The sequence below is a fragment of the Mesorhizobium sp. WSM4830 genome (assembly GCF_055811495.1).
The window spans coordinates 44859-60742 of record NZ_JBVVQI010000011.1; the positions used below are offsets into that span (position 1 = coordinate 44859).

14 protein-coding genes and 1 pseudogene are annotated in these 15884 nt (G+C 61.7%); 2 read left to right on the forward strand and 13 right to left on the reverse strand.

What is annotated here, in order from left to right; translation table 11 throughout:
- Nucleotides 1–54 precede the first annotated feature (54 nt).
- The 5 genes from AC0L2Y_RS15950 to AC0L2Y_RS15970 form a co-directional block, all read right to left on the reverse strand.
- Entirely contained in the window at nucleotides 55–951 is an 897-nt protein-coding gene (locus AC0L2Y_RS15950) for a UTP--glucose-1-phosphate uridylyltransferase (protein ID WP_023676320.1), read from the reverse strand.
- Between the two features lie 79 nt (nucleotides 952–1030).
- On the reverse strand, nucleotides 1031–1981 hold the full coding sequence (locus tag AC0L2Y_RS15955; RefSeq protein WP_473557600.1) for a glycosyltransferase family 2 protein: 951 nt from the start codon (nucleotides 1979–1981) through the stop codon (nucleotides 1031–1033).
- Nucleotides 1971–2921 (reverse strand): glycosyltransferase family 2 protein, encoded by a 951-nt coding sequence (locus AC0L2Y_RS15960; protein ID WP_473557603.1) that lies wholly within the window; start codon nucleotides 2919–2921, stop codon nucleotides 1971–1973. Before AC0L2Y_RS15960 ends, AC0L2Y_RS15955 begins: the two co-directional genes overlap by 11 nt.
- The gene (locus AC0L2Y_RS15965; RefSeq protein ID WP_473557605.1) at nucleotides 2921–3913 is read right to left on the reverse strand and encodes a glycosyltransferase family 2 protein; all 993 of its coding nucleotides are present in this window, start codon (nucleotides 3911–3913) and stop codon (nucleotides 2921–2923) included. Before AC0L2Y_RS15965 ends, AC0L2Y_RS15960 begins: the two co-directional genes overlap by 1 nt.
- A gap of 11 nt (nucleotides 3914–3924) precedes the next feature.
- On the reverse strand, nucleotides 3925–5097 hold the full coding sequence (locus tag AC0L2Y_RS15970) for a glycosyltransferase family protein (RefSeq protein WP_473557608.1): 1173 nt from the start codon (nucleotides 5095–5097) through the stop codon (nucleotides 3925–3927).
- Between the two features lie 303 nt (nucleotides 5098–5400).
- Between AC0L2Y_RS15970 and AC0L2Y_RS15975 the strand changes: the two are divergent.
- Nucleotides 5401–6450 (forward strand): annotated as a pseudogene (locus AC0L2Y_RS15975) (polysaccharide pyruvyl transferase family protein); the annotation flags it as partial.
- A gap of 222 nt (nucleotides 6451–6672) precedes the next feature.
- On the opposite strand, the gene AC0L2Y_RS15980 reads toward AC0L2Y_RS15975, so the two are convergent.
- The 7 genes from AC0L2Y_RS15980 to AC0L2Y_RS16010 form a co-directional block, all read right to left on the reverse strand.
- Nucleotides 6673–8136 (reverse strand): lipopolysaccharide biosynthesis protein, encoded by a 1464-nt coding sequence (locus AC0L2Y_RS15980; RefSeq protein ID WP_473557610.1) that lies wholly within the window; start codon nucleotides 8134–8136, stop codon nucleotides 6673–6675.
- Nucleotides 8133–9371: a glycosyltransferase gene (locus AC0L2Y_RS15985; protein WP_473557613.1), complete on the reverse strand. Its 1239-nt coding sequence runs from the start codon at nucleotides 9369–9371 to the stop codon at nucleotides 8133–8135. The genes AC0L2Y_RS15980 and AC0L2Y_RS15985 overlap by 4 nt, the downstream gene beginning before the upstream one ends.
- Nucleotides 9372–9483: 112 nt before the next feature.
- On the reverse strand, nucleotides 9484–10563 hold the full coding sequence (locus tag AC0L2Y_RS15990; RefSeq protein WP_352487965.1) for a glycosyltransferase: 1080 nt from the start codon (nucleotides 10561–10563) through the stop codon (nucleotides 9484–9486).
- 31 nt (nucleotides 10564–10594) lie between these two features.
- Entirely contained in the window at nucleotides 10595–11926 is a 1332-nt protein-coding gene (locus tag AC0L2Y_RS15995; RefSeq protein WP_473557615.1) for a UDP-glucose dehydrogenase family protein, read from the reverse strand.
- Nucleotides 11927–12011: 85 nt separating this feature from the next.
- Nucleotides 12012–12878: an endo-1,3-1,4-beta-glycanase ExoK gene (exoK, locus tag AC0L2Y_RS16000; RefSeq protein ID WP_473557617.1), complete on the reverse strand. Its 867-nt coding sequence runs from the start codon at nucleotides 12876–12878 to the stop codon at nucleotides 12012–12014.
- Between the two features lie 132 nt (nucleotides 12879–13010).
- Nucleotides 13011–13412: a hypothetical protein gene (locus AC0L2Y_RS16005; RefSeq protein ID WP_473557620.1), complete on the reverse strand. Its 402-nt coding sequence runs from the start codon at nucleotides 13410–13412 to the stop codon at nucleotides 13011–13013.
- Nucleotides 13413–13681: 269 nt separating this feature from the next.
- On the reverse strand, nucleotides 13682–14704 hold the full coding sequence (locus tag AC0L2Y_RS16010) for a glycosyltransferase family 2 protein (RefSeq protein WP_473557622.1): 1023 nt from the start codon (nucleotides 14702–14704) through the stop codon (nucleotides 13682–13684).
- Here AC0L2Y_RS16010 and AC0L2Y_RS16015 point away from each other — a divergent pair.
- A complete protein-coding gene (locus tag AC0L2Y_RS16015; protein WP_473557624.1) occupies nucleotides 14689–15186 on the forward strand; it encodes a hypothetical protein in 498 nt (165 codons plus the stop codon). The two genes, AC0L2Y_RS16010 and AC0L2Y_RS16015, sit on opposite strands and share 16 nt — an antisense overlap.
- Here AC0L2Y_RS16015 and AC0L2Y_RS16020 read toward each other — a convergent pair.
- Nucleotides 15161–15490 (reverse strand): exopolysaccharide production repressor exox, encoded by a 330-nt coding sequence (locus AC0L2Y_RS16020; protein ID WP_352565230.1) that lies wholly within the window; start codon nucleotides 15488–15490, stop codon nucleotides 15161–15163. The two genes, AC0L2Y_RS16015 and AC0L2Y_RS16020, sit on opposite strands and share 26 nt — an antisense overlap.
- Nucleotides 15491–15884 lie beyond the last annotated feature (394 nt).

Consider the following 15884-nt stretch of genomic DNA (forward strand, 5'->3'; position numbering starts at 1 on the left):
AACGGCCTGTCCTGCGTCATCAGCCGCACACACAATGCCTCAAAAAAATGGACATTATGCGGCTTCTTCCCGACGCTGATGCGACCGGACGAATTCCTGCAGCATCTCGAAGATCGGGCCCTTCATATCCTCCCGCGCCAGCGCGAAAGCCACGTTGGCCTGGATGAAGCCCTCCTTCGAGCCGCAGTCGAACATGCGGCCGTCGAAAGGCTGGGCGAAGAAGGCCTGGGTCTGTGCGAGACGCACCATTGCGTCGGTCAGCTGGATCTCGTTGCCGGCGCCCCGTTGCTGGCTGGCCAACAGCGAGAATATCTCGGGCTGCAGGATGTAGCGGCCGTTGATGTAGAAGTTCGACGGCGCATTGGCAGGAGCCGGCTTTTCGACCATGGCCGTCACCTCGAAGCCCGTACCGACATCCGCGCCGCGCCCGACAATGCCGTATTTGCTGGTCTCGGTCGGATCGCACCGCTCGACGGCGATAACGTTTGCGCCAGTCTGCGCATAAAGATCGGCGACCTCGGCGAGACACCCGCGCCCGCCGAAGGACACCATGTCCGGCAAAAGCAATGCGAAGGGTTCGTCACCGATGACTTCGCGCGCGCACCAGACGGCATGGCCGAGGCCTTGCGGCGACTGCTGGCGGATGAAGCTCGTCGCGCCGGCGACGGGAAGCAGGCTTTCAAGCGATTCGAGTTGCGCCTTCTTGCCGCTCTGCTCCAGGGTTCCGATCAGTTCAGGATGCAGGTCGAAATAGTCTTCGATCACCGCCTTGTTGCGGCCGGTGACGAAAACGATGTGCTCGATGCCGGCCTCAAACGCCTCGTCAACCGCATATTGCACGACAGGCCTGTCGACCACCGGCAGCATTTCCTTCGGCATGGACTTGGTCGCCGGCAGGAACCGCGTTCCAAGCCCCGCCACCGGTATGACTGCCTTCCTGACTTTTTTCATTGCATGTTCCTTCTGAGGAGATCGATTTCAACCTGTCGCAGGCGGCGAAAACTGTCTTCATCCATTCGCCTGCAGCCCTTCACCTCCCCGCCACCACGGCAAACTGTGCCGCTACCCTTCGCAGCCGGACGGCGATCGGCATGCCCATATGCCGAACCGCCGCCGGATCGCTGAGCGCCGTCCATATCGCCTTGAGCGGCGATCGCGCCTTGATGTGCTGAACCAGCGACAGGAATGATGCCGCCCGGCGCAGGCTGCGAGCGCGCCTGGCGAACGCCACCTCGGCCGCAGCATCCATGGAATGGGTCGCGGCGAAGGTGGCATCGGCCCTGCGCATCGCCTCGACGTGATGAAGTTCGAGCACCCGGGAGATGGAACCCGTGCGAATGTGGTAGATATAGCCCGTCGTCGGCTCGACCACGCATTTGCCGCCTTTGGCCAGAGCACTGGCCAGGAGGATATAGTCTTCGCCAATGATCAGGCTTTCATCGTAGCGAAGCCCGTTCTCGTTCAGGAACCGGCGCTGGAAGATCGGCTTGAGATAGCCGAGATTGAACCTCGATTCGAAGAGGACGTTGCCGCCGATGAAATCCGCCAGCGAGATTTCACCGAGCCCTTCCAGATAGTCGGCCGGGAACATCGTCTCTTCGGCAACGCCATCCTCGCGAACGACCTGCAGATTATCGACCGCGATCTCGGCGCCCGCTTTCTCCGCGCGTTCGATCATGGTGCAGATTCGCCCGGGATAGACCGCGTCGTCCGAATCTAGGACCGCGACCCACCTGCCGCGAGCAAGCTCAAGGCCGGCATTCCTGGCGCCACCGGGGCCACTGTTTTGCTCAAGCGCGACAACGCGTACGATGTCTTCGGGATAGGATCTCGCCAGGTCGAGCGTCCGGTCGCGCGACTTGTCGTCGACGACGATGACCTCGACGCTGACATTGCGCTGGGCGACGGCGCTGGCAATCGCCCGATCGATGGTCGCCTCGGCATTGTAGGCGGCAATCACGAAGCTCACGTCAGGCTGCACGCTTGCCCCCTTGCTGCGGCGAAGACAGGCCGTATTGGCGGATTTCACGAACCCCGACGAGGCCGCTGACGACGCCGACATGCATAATGCCGCGAAGCAGGCTGCGGTTCCGGCGTACGGGGTCGATGGCGACCGGAATTGCCGACAGGAAACTGTAGCCGGCCTTTGCCGCGGCAATTCCGACTTGCTTGAGCCGGGCAAGGCCGTGTGCGTTGCGCCCCAGAAGATGACCGTGCGTCTGCCCGACGCGGAACCGGCGGCGGCCGAGCCAGTCGAATGCCGCCCTGGCAGGTGGCACCGCTTCGTCGACCCGAGCCTCCGGCGAAAAGGCGATGCGGCCGCCGGCCTTGACCATCTGGTCGAAGAATTCCGTGTCTTCGCCGCCGGTCTGGCCACGTGCCAGGCTGAAGCGCCGGCCGCGCAGGCTCTCAGCACCAATCCTGAGCAGGACGTTGCAGGTGTAGCCGGTGCGGATCTCGCCGCTCAACCAGACCGGCAAGGTCGAGTGGAAATCACCTTTGCGCATCCAGGCGGGCGCATCCGGCAGGTAACGGGCTTGCACCGGCCCAAGCACCGTCGCAGCACCAGTTGCTTCCGCCGTCGCAACCAGTTCGGCAAGCCAGCCAGCGGTAGCTATCTCGTCGTCATCGATAAAGGCGACGAAATCCGCCGCACTGGCATCGAGGCAGGCGTTGCGCGCGATCGAGATGTTGCGGGCCGGAGCGTGCCGGTAGGTCACCGGCAGCTTCAACTCCCCCGCCAGCTTGGCGACCAGCGTTTCAGCCGTCGGCGTATCGTCGTTGTCCGCGATGATGACACCGACGTCGAACCCCGTGGGCATATCCATGGCCGCTATGGAGCTAAGCGTGTCGGCAAGCTCCGGCCGGCGAAATGTGCAGACGCAGATATCGATGCTTCGATTTTTCCTGACCGGGTCCATCACGCTACCCCGCGCTGCGGTCGCGGTGCGAGCAGTTGCAGCCAGAAACCGACCGACCAGCCGAAATGCATGACCATTGCCGAGACCCCGGCAAGCGCAATGTCGGCTTTGCGCTGGCTGACGGCGGTCCAAAAGCCGTAGCCGAGGCAGACCGACGCCCATAGCAAAAACGGCACGGCCGCCAGCCAGTGGACGAAGGAAAAGGCGGCGAGAAGAACCACGGGGAACACCAGAAGCGGCACCATCTGCCGGATCTTCGGGATCATGCGGTGCTTGAGAACGTTCCTCGCCCGGCCACGGCCATAGCCGAGATACTGAAAATAGAGGCCCTTCAGCGAGGAGCGCGGGTAGTAGATCATTTGCGTCTTGCCGGTCATCCAGATGCGGTAGCCGGCCTGGCGGAGCCGATAGTCGAGTTCGGCATCCTCATTGTGGCTGAACGTCTCGTCATAGCCGCCGACCGCGGTGAAGGCCGATATCCGCATCAGCGCATGGTGGCCATGATCGACCCATTCCCCCGCCGAAAGGTGCCGGTGCTTGGAGCCGCCGGTGCCGAGCCTGGAGTTCTGCGCCGCCGCCGCTGCTTTCTGCACCATGCCGCTGCCACTGGTCAGCATCGAGACGACGACCGAATCCGCGCCGGTGGCCTGCGCTTCTTCGACCAGCCGGTCGCAATAATCCGCGGGATAGCCGCCATGCGCGTCGATGCGAATGAGATAGTCGACGCCGTTCCCGAGTCTGGCGACGGCGAGATTGATCGCCGCGCTCTGCAAGCGCTTTTCATTGTGCAGCAGGATCACCCGCTGATCTTTTGCGGCGATGTCCGCGACGATCGTCCTGGTGCCGTCCGTGCTGCCGCCATCGGCAACGATGATCACGGCGCCCAGCCTCTCGGCCACAGGGCGGAGCTCTCGAAGCAACGTGCCGATATGGGCCGCTTCGTTCAGGCACGGAACCACGATCATGCAGGATGGAATGTCGGTTTGCGTCATCGGCAGTCCTTCTATGCCAATGCTTCGGCAGCATATGGACCGGGAGCCGCAGTCAGCCCGCGGAGCTTTTCGACGAGCGCCCGGCAATCGGCGCGGTCGTAGCTCCAGGTGCGCGGATTGCGGGCGAGAACACGCGCCTTCAATGTCTCGAACCGATGCTGCTCAATCGTGCCGACGGCGGCTTCGAGCGCCTCGGGCGTGGCTTCTGGCAAAAGAACCCCAATGCCTTGCCGGTCGAGGAATCGGCCGGTTTCGGTGGCTCCCATCGAAATCGGCACGGCTCCGAAGCGGCAGCCCTCATAAAGCCGGTTGGGCAATAGCCATTCGGAGTTCAGGCCCTGCTCAAAAAAGTCGATGGCCCAGGAAAAGTGAACCTCGCGGTAGATCGCCGCCATATCCTCGGGATTGCGGTAGGGACCGCCAAACGAGAGCCAGGGCTCCGATTCGACGAAACCGTGGAAATCGGGAAATTCGGACAGCGCCGGCCGGCCCCTGAGGACGATTTCAAAGCGGCCGTCGAGGCGGCGCGAGAAGTCGGCCAGAAGCTCCAGGGAACGGCGGCAGCGGAGCGCCCCGAACCAGCCGATCCGCCAAGGCGGCGCAACGGGGTTCTCCGGCGCCGCCCGGTCATCCAGCGGGGGCGCGGCCGGCTCGAAATACTTGTTTTCGAGCAGTTCGACCGGGGCGGCAATCTGTCCGAACGGCTTGAAATAGTTGGCGATGAAGGCCGGAGAGCTGGTCACCAGAAGCTTCACATCCCTGGCCAGGAAGCGTTCTGCGCCGCGCATCGCCCAGCCCAGCGGATCGTCGCGAAGCAGCAGGCGATGAATGTCCAGGCACTCGTAGACGATCGGCACCGTTGCCTGGAAGGCCGACCTCGCGCGGCGGGCAAGCGCCAGCATTTCCAGATTGCGCGCGATAATGAGGTCGGGCCGTGGCATTGAGCCCAGCTTCGAGCCGGTCGAGACCACCGCCTTCATGATCGCGGCCAGACGTTGGGCGAATCGGCCATCACGAGTCGGGCCGAGATCGATCGGCTGCAAGCCCTCGACATCAGCAACTGCGCTTGCCGTACGACGAAAGCCGGCCAGCGTAACCTGGGCGCCGCCTGCCTTGAGCATTATGATCCGCCGGCGCACTGCCGGGTCGGAGACGTCGTGTACCAAGTACAAGACATGCAGCATGAAAACTCGACCGCTGTTGGCCCGCCCGCTACGATGCTAGTACAGCTCTTGCTGCATCGCAACATTTTTGGTTGCAGCGTAGCAAAGATCCACATTTTTTGTTGCACTGCAAAATCGATGGGTTAATCTCGCTCTGCTTGGGCCGCATGGACCGCGCGTTGGCCTGCCATCGGGCTGCGCGCCAATAATCACGACGCGAGGACCATCGTTGGCGTGCAGCATTTTCGGCCAACCCGCCTGCAATCCGCCCCCTTCGCACCCGTCGATGGAAGCACGGGACTACTCACGAAATGAGGTCATTCCATGAAGATCGCGGTTGAAAACACCGTCTGCCTGAATACCGGGGATGCAGCGATCCTCCTGGCGATCCGCCATGTTTTCAAGACGATCGTGCAAGAAGATATCCAGTTCTACGTCTTCGACAGCCAGCCGGAGGTGGCGGCGAGGCTCTACACGAAGAAGGACTATCCGGATCTCGCATTCCACAAGCTGCTGTCGGAATCGCTGTTCCGCTACAAATACGGCAGCGGACTGAAGAACCTGTTCAAGCCGCTCTACAATCGGCTCGTGCTCACTGCCCTGCGGCGGTTCGGCACCGGCGTTCTCGGGCGTTTTTTCAGCCCAAGCAATCGCCGTGGTCTCGACATCTACAGAGACGCCGACCTCGTGGTCACGACAGGCGGAACCTATCTCGTCGAGACCTACAATCTGGAGCGGCGGCTCAATCAATTCCGGATTGATGCGATTCTGGGCAAGGACCCCGTCTTCTTCACGCAATCGCTCGGCCCGTTCAACAAAAGTTACAATCGCCAGGAGTTGAGCCCGATCTTCGACCGGAGCCCGCTCATCCTGCTGCGCGACGAACGTTCGAGAGGCCACATTGTGGACATGGTGAAAGACCCCGGCAAATGCCACGTCGTGGCCGACGCCGTCTTTGCCCTGGCCGACACCGACAGGATCGGAAAAATTCTGGCCTCCGGCCAGTCGACAACCGTCACCGGCCGCGTCGCCATTTCCGTCCGTCACTGGAACTATGTCAGCGACGGCGAGGGTGGCATGCGCCGCTACATCGACTCGATCCGCGAGATCGCGACCATCCTGGTCAGGGACCACGCCAAGGAGGTCACCTTCGTCTCCACCTGCCAGGGCGTGCCGGAATACGCCCATGATGATTCCAAGACGGCGCGGACGATTGTTGCCGAACTCGATCCGGAGATCGCCAAGCATGTCAGCGTGGACGCTTCGTTCCACACGCCGGAGCAACTGATGGCACTGGTGAAGGGCTTCGACTTCGTCGTCGCAACGCGCATGCACATGATGATCATGTCGCTCTGCGTCGGCACGCCGGTGCTGCCGATTGCCTATGAATTCAAGACCAAGGAACTTGCCAAGCGGATCGGCGTCGCCGACCTGCTGCTCGACATCGACACGGTGACGCCCGAGGAAGCGAGCGAGAAGCTCGGCAGACTTACCGCCAATCTCGACCTCTATCGCAGGACGAGCCTTCAGGCAGTACTTGAGGAGCATACGTCGGCGATGTCGGCGGGTGCGCTGTTGAGGCCGGTGATTGCCGGCCTAGCGGGCGTTGCGCATGGCGCTGGAAAGCGTGCTGAACAGGGCGCTGCGCGACTGGCGAAGGGCAAGCATGAGGACCAGTCCGATCGAATAATTGAGGGCAACCGCCAGGACCACCGCGAGCAGGTCTGACTGGCCGGTCAGCGATGCCGGCAACTCGCGGTAGACGGACCAGGCAAGCAGCGACGAGGCTATGAAAAGCCCCTGCATGACCAGGAAGTCGGCTGCGGTCACCGGGCCGACCCGGTGGACAAGAACGGCAAGTACCGGGACGCGCAGCACATAGCCGCTGATCGCGTAGGCCGCCGCGACACCGACGGCGCCCCAGTGCAATCCGATGATGAAGGCGGCGACCGTCGTCAGCGACGAGTAGATGCCCCAGTGGAACATGGTCTTGGTCTTGCCCTGGCAGATGAAGATCCATCCGGTGGTGCTCGAGACGGACTGGATCAGGCTGGCAATGCCCAGCCAGGCGAAGATCGGCGCCACCGCCGTCCAGCGCTCGCCGAAGAGAAGCCCGACGACCTGGTCCGACGTCAACGTCAGCGCCGCGATGCCGGGCATGGTGATGGCCGCCAGCATCCAGTTGGTTCGCACATAGATATCGCGAAACCGTGCCTTGTCCTCATGGATGCGGCTCAGCAGCGGCACCATCACGCGTGTCAGCGGCTGGTTGATGTTCTGCAGCGGAAACAGCAGGAGCTTGTAGGCGCGGTCATAGTAGCCGAGTTCGATCGCGCCCGAATATTTTCCGATCAGGATGTTGTCGAGATTGCGCGAGAAGAAGTTGGCCAGATTGAAGCCGGTCAGATTGGCGCCGAACGATAATATGTCGGTATCGACCTTCAGGTCCGGCCGTGACGGCGTCCAGCGCGCCACCTGCCATGCCGCGGCGAGCGCGACAACAGCCGAAACCGCCGGGCCGATGACCAGCGACCAATAGCCCAGCCCCGCATAGGCGGCCACTGCGGTAGTCGCAAGTCCGGCAGCGGCGGTAATCACATCGTTCAATGCGAGCTGGCCAAAGCGCAAATGGCGGTTCATCAGCGCCAGCGGCACCGCGGCGAGACTGCCAAGAAGCAGCGGCAAGGCAGAGCCGATGGTGATCCCGACCATGCGTTGATCGCCATAGAAGGCAGCGATGGCGGGCGCGAGGCATGCAACCACCACGGCACTGCCCAGCCCCACCAACGCACTGATCCAGAATACCTGGTTGAGCTGCTCGGTGCTGATGTCCTTGCGCTGGACCACGGCCTGCTGCAGGCCAAGGTTTTGAAGCAGTCCGACAAAGGCCACGATCGGCCCGACGGAAGCCACCAAGCCGAAATCCTCGGGCACGAGCAGACGCGCAAGCACGATGACCGAGAGAAACTGGATCGCCATCTTGAAGCCTTGCGCGCCGATCGTCACCACGCCGCCGCGCAGGGCGACGCGACCGAACTGGGGGGGCGGGTTGGCATTCATGCCGGGTGCCTGGCTTCGGCCAGCTGGGCAACGATCTGCGCAAAACGTTCGTTGAGCACGTCCGCGTTGAAATCCTGCTCGATCTTACGGCGCGCCGCACGTGCGATGCGTTCGCATTTGTCCGGGTTCTCGGCCACCCAGACAAGCTTGCGGGCCAACGCCGCAACGTCTCGCTCCGGTGCGAGGAAACCTGTCTCCTGATCCTCGATCAGCTCGGGGATGCCCGAGTGATAGGTGCTGACCACGATCAGTCCGGCGGCCATGGCCTCCATCAGCGCCACCGGAATACCCTCTAGATCGCCGTCTCGCGCGGCAACGCTGGGCAGCAGGAATACGTGGGCATCTCGCAGGCGGTGCTTGACCTCGGCGTGCGGACGCGGCCCGAGGAAAGTCACCCGGTCGGCAATGCCGAGATTTGCGGCGAGCTTCTTCAACTCTTCCAGCAATTCGCCACCGCCAATTACCGAATAGACCCAGTCACGCCGCGGCAGGCTGGCCAGCGCCCGAAGGGCGAATTCGATGCCCTTCTTTTCGGTCAGCCGGCAGACCGAGATGAAGGACAGTGTGTCCCGTTCCCAGGAACGCCAATGGTAGCCGATCTCACCGGGCCGCACGCCCATATGGTGAACCATGACCTGCGCGGGGGGTGCGCCGACGCCGATCAGGGCGTCGCGAAAAAACGCGTTCACCGGCAGCTGGAGAACGCCCTTTTCGAAGACGACCTTGTAGCGCGTGAGCGTGTTGTCATGCAGCGGTTCGCCGACATCGCGGCCGTGGAATATGGTCACCAGCGGAGCGGAAATCCGGCCTCGTTTCATGGCGCGGGCGACGCGCATGCCGTTATTGCCGAAATGCGCGACGATCACATCGGCGTTCTGCAATTTGCGCGCAAAAGCGATGTCGACAGCGGTCGAGAGCTTATCCCAGAACCTGCCCGACCATCTCCTGAGCGTCGGGCGAAAGCGCCCTAGCCCGCCCCACCAGCAGACGACCTTGCCAGGGAGAGCCTGCCAGCGGCGATCGTCGATGTTGCTGTCCTTGCCGAAGGATGTCTCGTTGCAGACGACGCCGACTTGCATGCCGCGCTCGAGGCACCCTTCTATCTGGTCGAGGACGAAGGTCTCCGACAAAGAGGGGAACTTATCAACTACGAAGCAAATCTTCATCGAATGGACGATCTTTCGAGGCCGGTCGATCGGCTCGCGCGGATGAGGGCTGATGCCCGTCGCCGCCATGCGAGGCGCTTCAAGCGTCTGGTGTTGTGCGTGATGTTGTCCCAAGCCATCCCCTCGGGTCAGGCGCGAACGCTGGCTTTTACGCGACATGCATGGTTTTGGACGAAATGCATCAGGCGGCACGCTCCAGCGCGCCTTGCCTGGCGCGGTCGAGAACGCCGAGAAAAGTCGCGAACTGGCTGTCGGGGTTCATTTGCGGCCGCTCCGAAAACAGCTGCGCCGCCGCCGATAGGCGGTCGTACTCGGCCTTGTCGCTCCATAGCCGCCTGACCGCGGCGACCCAGTCGTCGAGCGGTGCGTCGTAGTCGAGCACCACGCCGCCGGCGCCAATCGCTTCCGGCAGGCCACCGCGACGGGACCCGACGACTGGAATGCCGCTGCAATGGGCCTCGGATGCCACCCGCCCCCAGGCCTCTTCCCATTTGCTGGGCGCCAGCAGGATCTTGGTGCGGCCGTAGACGGTCTTCATGTCGCTGGTGCGGCTTTCCAGCCTGACGTTGCGCAGCGGCGCGATGATCTGTTCGATCTGCGCCCGGTGGTCGTCGTCGAGCTTCCAGCTTTCGACGAACAGGAACGGGATTTCGGGGCATTGGCCGGCGATGCGCACGGCGAGTTCGAACCCTTTTTCATTGTAAGGATTGATCAGCGTGACGAATTCGCCGGTGGTCGGCGTGCTATAGAGCCCGGGATTGATGGTCGGTGGAATCACGGTCGAATCGATGCCGAACTTTTCCTTATAGGTGCGCGCGGTGAATTCGGAGTTGGCGATATAAAGCGCCGAATGCAATTCGCGCAGGTCGCCGGCCAATTCGTGGAATTCGACGTTCCGCAGGTAGACCACTAGTGGCACGCCGAGCGCCTGCAGCGCCTTTCCGATCGGCACCGATTTGTGGCACTGCACGACGGCGACATCGGGATCGAGCCGTTCGACCGCGAAGCGCGCCGCCTCCCAGGGAAACCATGCCCGCACGACCGGATAGCCGGGATAGCTGTCGATGACCGCACGCTGGCGAAGCAGTTTCATCTTGGCGCGCGCCTTGAAACCGAACATGCCGTCACCGAACAGCGCCGCCAGAACCGAGGCGTCATGACCGTGCTCGCGCAGCTGCTCGACCAGATGGTGCGTGCTCGACTGAACGCCACCGCTGAACTGCGGGGTGTAGCCGTTGCCGCCTGCAAACAGAACTTTCATGGACCTGGCTCCTTGCTGGACCGCCCTGGCGTCACGCCGCCATTCTGCCGATGCTGTGGTATTCGATGCCGTGGCGGGCGATGACCTTGGGGTCGTAGAGGTTGCGTCCGTCGAAGATGACGGGCGTGGTTAGCGCGTTCTTCAGGGCATCGAAGGACGGTGCGCTGAAGCTCTTCCACTCGGTCACGATCAAGAGCGCGTCGGCGCCTCGCAGCGCGGCCTCCTTGGTGCCACACAGTTGCAGGTCGTCGCGCAGCCCGTAGATCGCCTGGCATTCCTGCATCGCCTCCGGATCATAGGCCTGGACATTGGCACCGGCGGCCCAGAGCGCTTCCATCAGCGTGCGGGCCGGGGCCTCGCGCATGTCGTCGGTATTGGGTTTGAAGGCCAAGCCCCACAGAGCAAATGTCTTGCCCTTGAGATTGCCCTTGAAATAGCGGTCCACCTTCTCGAACAGGACCGACTTCTGCTGGTTGTTGCGCTCCTCGACGGCACGCAGCAGCTTGGCGTCGAACTTGACGGCCTCGGCGGTCTTGATCAGGGCACGCACATCCTTCGGGAAGCACGAGCCGCCATAGCCGAGGCCCGGATAGATGAAGTGGTAGCCGATCCGCGGGTCGCTGCCGATGCCCTTGCGGACCTCCTCGATGTCGGCGCCCAGTTGCTCGGCCAGGTTGGCCATTTCATTCATGAAGCTGATCTTGGTCGCCAGCATGCAATTGGCCGCGTATTTGGTGAACTCGGCACTGCGCACGTCCATCACGATCATCTTTTCGTGGTTGCGGTTGAACGGCGCGTAGAGCTCGCGCATCACCGCCTCGGTGTCCTCGTTGCTGGTGCCGACTATGATGCGGTCGGGCTTCATGCAGTCGCTTACAGCGGACCCTTCCTTGAGGAATTCCGGATTGGAGGCGACGTCGAAAGCCAGATCCTCGCGCCCGCGCGCCTTCAGCGTTGCAGCGATCCTGGCCTTTATCCTTTCGCAGGTGCCGACGGGCACGGTCGACTTGCCGACGACGATCTTGGGCTCCTCCATCTCACGACCGATGGCCTCGGCGACGGCCAGCACATATTTGAGGTCGGCCGAACCATCCTCGCCCGGCGGCGTGCCGACGGCGATCATCTGGATCTGGCCATGCCTGATCGCCGCGGCGGCGTCGGTGGTGAACTTGATGCGGCCGGCGGCATGGTTCTCCTTGACCATGTTTTCGAGCCCCGGCTCGAAGATCGGGACATGACCCTGGTTGAGCCGCTCGACCTTTTTTGCATCGATGTCGACACAGACCACCTGATGGCCGACTTCGGCAAGCACCGCTGCCTGTACAAGACCGACATAGCCGATTCCAAAGACAGTCAAATTCATTCGGTTTCATTCCTGTTCAAGGCTTCGGGCCTGTTCGAGCTTCGGGCTTCGGACCATCTTCGGCCCGGCCGGTTCAGATGCGCTTCTAGTTTGTGTTGCATGCCAGCGATTCCGGGAATTGGCAGGGCTGGCCAAGTGCGGTGAATGCAACGCGATCCACCTGCATCGTGAGCTTGCGGCCGGGATCCGAGAACGGCCCCATCCAGCCCTTCATCGTATCGCTGCCCCACAGGCTGAAATAGATCCTTTGCGAATGGGTGGGCAATTTCGCCGGATCGGTGATCTCGTGGACAAGCTTGCCGTTGATGTACCAGCGCAGCCGGTCCTTTTCCCAGACGAAGGCGTAGTCGTTGAAGGCCTTGTCGGTGCCGCCGGCGACGTCGACCAGTTTCTCGTTCTTGCCTTTGCCGGCTATGTAGGCGTTGACCTGGACCTTGGACGTGTCCTTGGTCAGCACCTCGAAATCGATTTCATCATGCGGCTGCTTGTCGGCATCGCCGACGAAGCTGAAGAATGCCGCGTTGACGCCGGAGCCCGTGTCGGTCTTCATCCGCGCCTCGTAGGTGCCGTAGCCGAAGCGCTGCTTGGTCTGGATCTCGGCGCAGGCGAATTCGCGATCCTTCAGCTTTCGCTTCTCGAAACCGAGCGTCAGCATGCCGTCGGAAAGCCCGATCAGGCTTTTGGACCAGGTGCAGTTTTGATGCTTGCCGTTAGTCCAGCCGTCGGAAATGTACCAGCGCGCGCGACTGAGGCTGGTGAAATCATCGACAAAGGACGGCGCGGTTGGGAGATCCTGGGCGCGGACGGGCACCAGGCCCGCAACCAGGCTGACGAGAACGACCAGCAGAAACGCGCCGTCTGGACGGAGCCGCCGCAGCTTGCCTGGGATCGGGCGCGCGAACGGGGTGCCGCGGGTTGCCGGGGCGGACGTGCTTTTAGGATCTGCATTCATGTCAAACTCACCTTGTGCTGTGCGCCCCCAAAGCGATCGTTCGAACCGTGACGAAACAACCTGATCTTGACCTCTGTCGCTCCCAAGCTCCGTGTTGTGCCTAAAACCATTACGCCGACCCGGGGTGTTCGCTCAGCCCGTACCGGAATCGGCAGGCTTCACAAAATCGCTCCTTATGTCGGGGTCGTTCTGCCGCCTCCGTTCGAAGATTTCATCCAGCGAATGACGGAGATCCTTCATCATCTGCATCTGGCGCGACAACGCTGCGATGCGCCGCTCGCAATTCAGGATCGACCTGGTCAGTTCGCCGACTTCTGAAGACCTGCGAGAGGAGACCGCTCCGTTCTCCATGGCCTCGACCAGAAAGGCGGCATTGGTGGCCGTTGTCCTGTAGCGGTTCTCAAGTCCGCTCTTCTCCGCCTCGACTTCGGCCGCGATCTGGTCCAGCAGCCTTGCCAACCGATCGAGGCGCGAGGTGTCGGTCTGCGTGTCGCGCGCCGGATCTCTCGATCGGAAGCGAAAGATCGAGGCCATGCAGTCAGCGCCCCATCATCGTCGAGCTGGTGAACGGCCTTGGTGCCCGTCCACATTCGAAAGACATTTCTTGCATCGTCCAGCTCCTCCGACAGGGGATGTCTCGGGCCAGTTCGGTTGGCCGTCCAAAATTGCTGCACCGCAACATAGATTGCCATTCCCTGCGCGGATAGGCAACCACCTAGATCGTAAACTCATGAATCTCGTTGAAACGGTGCGAGCCGACAGAAGGGTAAGGGAGTAGCTACCGCCGTCGCACGTTGACGGGCCTAGCTTTCGCCAGCCGTGCTGGTTCCGGCCATGAGGAAGCGCAGCGGCGGCACATGCTGACGTTTCGCGGTGAGGCCAGCGCGGCGAAACAGCGCATCCAGCTTGTCGGAGGCGACGCCGCGGACGACGGCTGTGAGGTTGGACGGGCCGGCCAAGGCGTAGGCCGCGGCCGGCGCCAGCCCGCGCTCAGCCTTGACGTCTAAAAACTTCCGCAACCGGTATTTGTCGCGGATGTGCCGCTCGTGCCTTCTCAGCGCAGCCTTCGATGCCTCCGGCAAACTGTCGATCGCCAGCAGTGCCAGGTCGGCATCGGCCAGATGCTTGAGGTCCTGGGTCTTGTGCCGTCCGCTCAGCGAATCGGCGCGCACGATCGCGCCGTAGCCACAGGATTTGATGACCTTGAAGCGCGCACCATGGGCAACCGCGCGCGCATAGAGTTCATAGTCTTCACCCAAGCGCAGCTTCTCGTCGTAGCGCAGCCCATACCGATCGAGGAAGGCGCGGCTGATCAGTGGCTTGAGGAAGCCCAGTTCCCCTCGTTGCACACGGCGCCTGGAGATGTTGGCGTCGATGAAACCCTCGAAATCGAGGAATTCCGGTTCGGGCGAGAACGGTGGAGCGACGATTTTCGAAACATCAGTTGCCGCGTCGTCCCTGACAAGCATGATGTTGTCTGCAGCGAAATCCCAATCGGTGCTGGCGAACAGTCTGTGAAACCTGCCTTCGAAAAAGAAATCATCAGCGTCCAGAATGCTGATGAACGGCGACCTGGAACCGGCTATCGCGGCGTTGCGTGCAAAGGATGGGCCGCGATTGACGTCGAAGCGGATGACGGAAAGGCGGCCCGTGCCGTCGCCGGCCGCGTGGGCGACTTTCGCGGTATCGTCGGTGGACGCGTCGTCGACGACGACAACTTCCGCAACCTCAGGCTCGCGTAATGCCGATGCAATGGCAGCCGGGATTGTGCGCGCCGCATTGCGGGCGGCGATGATCACGCAGACCTGGGATGATGTCATGGACATGCCTCTCGATTGCAGAAGTCGTTGCGGATTTCCTCGCCTCGTCCGCTCAATGCCCCATCGCCCATCTGAAATGCATCGGCCGAAATGCCTATGCTGCAATTGCGAAGCAAGCATCGCCAAAATCATCGACGCCGTCCAGTTTTTCATTTTGCTGGGTGTCATGGCCCGGTTGGGCAGGCGGCGAGCCTCAATCGGGATGGCTCCAGAAATGCGCCGCTTGGCAGAGCCGTTCCTACACGCTCCATCAGAGCGCTCGACTGGCAGAAAACCAGTTGCTGATCCTCGCCGACCGGACGGCGGTGGGGCGGAGCGAGAGCGTCGAGGCCCGCAGTGTCAAGGATTTGAAAGAACAGGAATGCCGACTGCCGGTGTTGTTGAGGCGAGCAATTCGTCAGAGGACCGGCGAGCTTGACCCACAGGTCACAGGGACATCGCAGACCACGGCCAGGCCCGAAATCAGTGAAGGCCTCTCCTGGCGCTGAGTTTCTCGCCCTCGGCCGCTTCGTTCGAACTCAGCTTTCGTTCTGTGTCGCGAATTTTGTCGGCCGGGGTCGGGGCATTTCTGGCGACCATGGCAAAGACCAGCAGAAAATAACCGAGTTGGATGACTATGGCACAGCCGATGACGCGAAAAAGCGTCGTACCGAGCGAGGCGCCGCCCAAATAGGACCAGACGATCACGATCGCCAGCGCAAAACACATTCCGATAATGAACTTTGGCAGTGACATACCCGATAGCCCATCAACCGGCTCGGGAAAAAATGTCGACAAGCCCACCCCGAGCACCTCCCTTAAACTCTGCGAGCTTATTTAGGTTGCCCGCTTCTGGCCGGTTGCTTCCGGCCTAGCCCAATCTGTCCATAGTCCGACAGAAACAATTTGCAACTCTATTGAGCCGCGCAATAGGCGGCAAGGGCAGCTGCGGAATAATTTTAAACGAATCCTCGGGATCGACTCTGCCATGGTGCAATGCACACGTCGGCATCACCACTGATTGCCGGATATCGACTCGCTCTAGTAAGAGTTATAATATCGACTAGTATTTTATCATGAGATCAGTCGATATTTTGAAATTCTAAATGACGGCAAAGCTCCGTAGCAGCGTATAAAGAGCGAATCGCCTAAAATCAGCCCCAAAATTGGACTAGCTTTTCCAAAATTGCCCATAATCTGTCTCTTT